The organism is Acidobacteriota bacterium (assembly GCA_022340665.1).
GTDB lineage: Bacteria > Acidobacteriota > Thermoanaerobaculia > Thermoanaerobaculales > Sulfomarinibacteraceae > Sulfomarinibacter.
Map to the genome: position 1 here is coordinate 1 of JAJDNM010000117.1, position 4,485 is coordinate 4,485.

Below are 4,485 nucleotides of genomic sequence, written 5' to 3' on the forward strand. Positions count from 1 at the left end.
ACCTCGGTCATCGCCTTCATCGAGGCGCGCGAAGGCATCTCCACCGTAGAGCTGGCGCCGAATTTCCAGGTCACGACGCTCGGATGTGGTCTTTTTGATCTGCCGTGTGCTCACTCCAGCCTCCGTTTCGTGCCGGGTGCCGAATCGAAGTATCCAGGCACCGCGAGGCCCCGGCGCGATGGCGCCGGGGCGTTGGTCTGAAGAAGAGGGTAGGGCGAAATTCGTGGTCGGTGGTCAGTCGTTTTGGGGGTTCATTGACTCGTCGATGCAGGTTGCCTGAAGTTCCTCGTCACTGGCGTTGCGAAGCTCCGAGTACCGGGAGGCCGGGCAAAGGTAGGTGGTCCCGCTCTGCGAGCGAATCCAACGATATCCAAGTTCGGCTTTGCGAGAGCTGATTTGCTCAAACATGTCGTCCTCCGATGGCTGTGCGCTCGAGGGCGCGGTTGTCGTTGAGCGGTCATCGATTTCCCGCTTTCGTCGTGTGTAATGGCGAGAAGTCCAGAAAAATTCCAGAAAATGTCACAATTCAGAAAGAAAATTCTAATATTTATCTAAATTCGCGGAGATGAGGGCCTTCTTCGCTACCGTGCTTGTACCCTTGTCGATCTGCTGCTGAGCTGGGAACGAGTCGGGCGGCCAAGTCTCCGGCCCGGAAATGGGAGGCCATCGATTCGACCCTGTCGCAGCATCCTCAGATGGGGTGGGGACTGAGGTTCCGTCTGGAACTTCTCTGTGTGTTTGCACCACGTCCCGAACAACGGGCGAAGACTACTTTGTTGTCTCCATCGCATCGATGATGGCGTTGAAGGTCTGACTCGGGCGCATGGCCTTCGCCGCCATCGCTTTGTCGGGCAGGTAGTACCCACCGATGTCAGCCGGCAGGCCCTGGGCGGCGAGGAGCTCGTCGGCGATCGCCACCTCGTTCTCTGCCAACGCAGCCGCGATCGGTGTGAACCGCTCTTTCAGTTCCGTGTCCACGTCCTGTGCGGCCAGCGCCTGCGCCCAGTACAACGCCAGGTAGAACGTGCTGCCCCGGTTGTCGATCTCGTTCACCTTGCGGGAGGGGAGCTTGCCGTTCTCCAGGTAGGACGCAATCGCCTGATCCAGCGTTTCGGCTAGGATCTTCGCCTTGTCGTTGCCGTATTTTTCGGCGACCAGCTCGAGCGAGGGCACCAGCGCACAGTACTCACCGAGGGAGTCCCACCGCAGGTGGCCTTCCGAGTTGAACTGCTGAACGTGTTTTGGAGCCGAGCCACCGGCACCGGTCTCGAAGAGCCCGCCGCCGTTCATCAGCGGCACGATCGACAGCATTCGGGCGCTCGTACCGAGCTCGAGAATCGGGAAGAGATCGGTCAGGTAGTCGCGGAGAACGTTGCCGGTGACCGAGATCGTATCCTCGCCCCGGCGAATCCGCTCGAGCGAGAACTTCATGGCGTCAACCGGCTTCATGATGCGAATGTCCAACCCGTCGGTATCGTGATCGGGAAGGTAAGTCTTCACCTTCTTGATGATCTCGGCATCATGCCCGCGCGCTTCATCCAACCAGAAGATGGTGGGCGATCCGGTCGCCCGCGCCCTGGTGACCGCGAGCTTCACCCAGTTCTGGATCGGCGCGTCCTTTGCCTGACACATGCGGAAGATGTCTCCCGTTTCCACCTTCTGCTCGAGGACGGTGGTGCCTGAAGTATCGACGACGCGAATCGTGCCGCGTGCAGGCGCCACGAAGGTCTTGTCGTGCGAGCCGTACTCCTCGGCCTTCTGCGCCATCAGGCCAACGTTGGCGACATTGCCCATCGTTGCCGGGTCGAATTGGCCGTTTCGTTTGGCGTCCTCGAGGATCTCCGAATACATCGTCGCGTAACAGCGATCCGGCACCATGGCGATACAGTCCTGGAGCTGGTCGTCCTTGTTCCACATCTTGCCACCGTCACGAACAACGTTCGGCATCGATGCGTCGACGATGATGTTGTTGGGGAGGTGGAGGTTTGTAATGCCGTTCCGGGAATCGACCATCGCGAGGTCGGGCCGGGACGCGTACACGGCGTCGATGTCGGCTTCGATCTCGGCCTTCTTGTCGGCGGGGAGCCGATCCAGCCTTTCCAGCACATCGGCGAGGCCGTTATTGACGTTGGCGCCGATCTCCTCGAGCACCTCGGCGTGCTTGTCGAGCGCCTCGGCGTAGAAGACGGAAACGCAATGGCCGAACATGATGGGATCGGAGATCTTCATCATCGTCGCCTTGAGGTGCAGTGACAGCAGCACGCCGTCGTTCCTGGCTTCCTCGATCTGCGCGCCGTAGAACTCGCGAAGCGCGGCGACGTTCATCACTGCCGTATCGACGACCTCGCCCTCCAGGAGGGCGATATTCGGCTTCAACACGGTGGTCGATCCATCGCTGGCGACGAACTCGATCCTGACATCGGTCGCAGCGTCCATCGTGGTCGAGTTTTCACTCTCGAAGAAATCACCGCGGCTCATGTGGGCGACCCGCGCCCTCGATCCCGACTCGGGCCAGGGCTTCATCATCTTGTGCGGGTGCTTCTGCGCGAAGCTCTTGACCGATGCAGCAGGTCTGCGGTCGGCGTTGCCTTCACGAAGCACGGGGTTCACTGCGGAACCGAGACACACCGAAAATCGGGCCCGCAGCTCATTCTCGGCTTCCGTCTTGGGCTCCTCGGGGAAGTCCGGGATGTCGTACCCCTTCGATTGCAGCTCCTCGATGGTTGCCTGGAGCTGGGGAATCGAGGCGCTGATGTTGGGCAGCTTGATGATGTTGGCCTCGGGTTGCTTGACCAGCTCTCCGAGCTCGGCGAGGTGGTCCGGGATCCTCTGGTCCTCGGTCAGGTTTTCCGGGAAGTTCGCGATCACGCGACCGGCCAACGAGATATCACTCAGCTCGATCTCGACGCCGGAGCCCCTGGTGTAGGCGCGGAGGATTGGCAGGAAGGAAAAGGTCGCCAGCAGCGGTGCCTCGTCGGTCTTGGTCCAGATGATTTTCGAGTCGGTCATGGTGCATCCTTGGTGGGGGTTTTGCCGCAAGCCGGCAAGGCAGTCTAGCCTTTCCAGCTGCGATTGTCAGCAATCATCTTTTTCGGATTCCTGGACGGCATCGGCGATCTCCTGGCTCTGCTCGACACCGGCGCCTACCAGGAAGTGTCGATGAGCAATTTCAATGCCATGCCGCGGCCGGCCACCGGTCTCGTCACCGGTGGCGAGGCCACGGTCATCCGGCGGCGAGAGAGCGAAGAAGACGTTCTCAGGCGCGATGTGATGCCGGTGCATCTCTGAGGGGAGCCCCCTCGCGGTATCCTCGAATAGGCGAGTTCGACGATGTTGCTTCCTATAGGCCACGAGGAGACCACCGTACGGCGCATGCCGTGGGTGACCCTGACGATCATCTGTCTTTGCCTGGTGGCCTTTATTCTCACGGTGATCGCCCCGTCGAGCGAGAGCATCGTCGCCAGCCGCGAGAGACGAGCCGTGGAGTACTTCGTCGAGCACCCCTATCTCGAGCTCGATCCGCAGCTCAAGGGGTACCTCTATTACTCGCTCCTCCAGCAAGGAAGTCCGGAGATCTCCCCTCCGGATGATGACGCGCTGAGAGAGAGTGAACAGCGGCAGCTCGATGACCTGGTTGCGGCTGTCTTCGAAGCTCGCGACAGCTCACCATACTTTCGCTGGGGCCTGGTTCCAGCCCGGCCGCGCCCGGTCGCCTGGCTCACGCATATGTTGATGCACGCTGGATTGCTCCATCTTCTCGGCAACCTCTTCATCCTCTATCTCGTCGGACCGTCTCTCGAGGATGTCTGGGGGCGGCCGATGTTCTCGCTGTTCTACATCGCCGCGGGGCTGGCGGCAGCGGCGTTCTTCGTGCTCGGCCATCCCGATGTCGACGAGCCGCTGGTCGGCGCCTCCGGCGCCATCGCCGGGGTGATGGGCGCGTTTGCCGTTCGCTTCTGGAACACGCGAATCACCTTCTTCTATTGGGTCTTCTTTCTCAAGATCTACACCGGGACCTTTGCCGCGCCGGCGTGGCTGATGCTCGGTCTGTGGGCGGCCGGTCAGGTGGCATTCATGAGCGGCCTGTGGGCCTTCACAACCGTCGCCGATATGGGCAACGTGGCATTCAGCGCGCACGTGGCGGGTTTCATGTTTGGCGTCGTCGTAGCCTTCGCGATCAGAAAGCTCGCGATCGAGGAGCGGTTCGTCGAGCCCTCGATCGAGACTCGGACCGTCGTTCACGAGGCTCGGGCCATTGAACAGGCCTTCGATCTCGCACGGGAGGGGCGTACCGAGGAGGCCGTGGCTCTGCTCGAGGCCGAACTGGAGCGAAATCCCGGTGATGCGGATGCGGCATCGGGTTTGTGGAACCTCGCCGTCGCCGGCGGGACCGAGCAACGCGTCGCGCGGCGAATGATCCGGCCTCTCGAGGCGGCCGCCCGGTCGGGCGATGACGGACTTCCGGGCCTCTGCTGGGGAGAGCTG

At 61.5% G+C, this 4,485-nt stretch carries 5 protein-coding genes; 3 read left to right on the forward strand and 2 right to left on the reverse strand.

Features of this window, described 5'->3' with window-relative positions; all coding sequences use genetic code 11:
• On the forward strand, positions 1-201 hold a 201-nt coding region (locus tag LJE93_13085), incomplete at its 5' end, for a hypothetical protein (protein MCG6949840.1).
• Between the two features lie 33 nt (positions 202-234).
• Here the strand turns inward: LJE93_13085 and LJE93_13090 are convergent.
• Positions 235-408, reverse strand: a complete 174-nt coding sequence (locus LJE93_13090) for a hypothetical protein (GenBank protein MCG6949841.1) — start codon at positions 406-408, stop codon at positions 235-237.
• 360 nt (positions 409-768) lie between these two features.
• Positions 769-3,009, reverse strand: a complete 2,241-nt coding sequence (locus LJE93_13095; protein MCG6949842.1) for an NADP-dependent isocitrate dehydrogenase — start codon at positions 3,007-3,009, stop codon at positions 769-771.
• Positions 3,010-3,072: 63 nt separating this feature from the next.
• On the opposite strand from LJE93_13095, the gene LJE93_13100 reads away from it, so the two are divergent.
• Entirely contained in the window at positions 3,073-3,288 is a 216-nt protein-coding gene (locus LJE93_13100; GenBank protein ID MCG6949843.1) for a hypothetical protein, read from the forward strand.
• A gap of 42 nt (positions 3,289-3,330) precedes the next feature.
• Positions 3,331-4,485, forward strand: a 1,155-nt coding sequence (locus LJE93_13105) for a rhomboid family intramembrane serine protease (protein MCG6949844.1), incomplete at its 3' end; no start/stop codon positions are given.

Bases quoted from the DNA above. Each gene is read 5' to 3' on its own strand.
- LJE93_13090 (MCG6949841.1), bottom strand. From the start codon at position 408: ATGTTTGAGCAAATCAGCTCTCGCAAAGCCGAACTTGGATATCGTTGG.
- LJE93_13095 (MCG6949842.1), bottom strand. From the start codon at position 3,009: ATGACCGACTCGAAAATCATCTGGACCAAGACCGACGAGGCACCGCTG.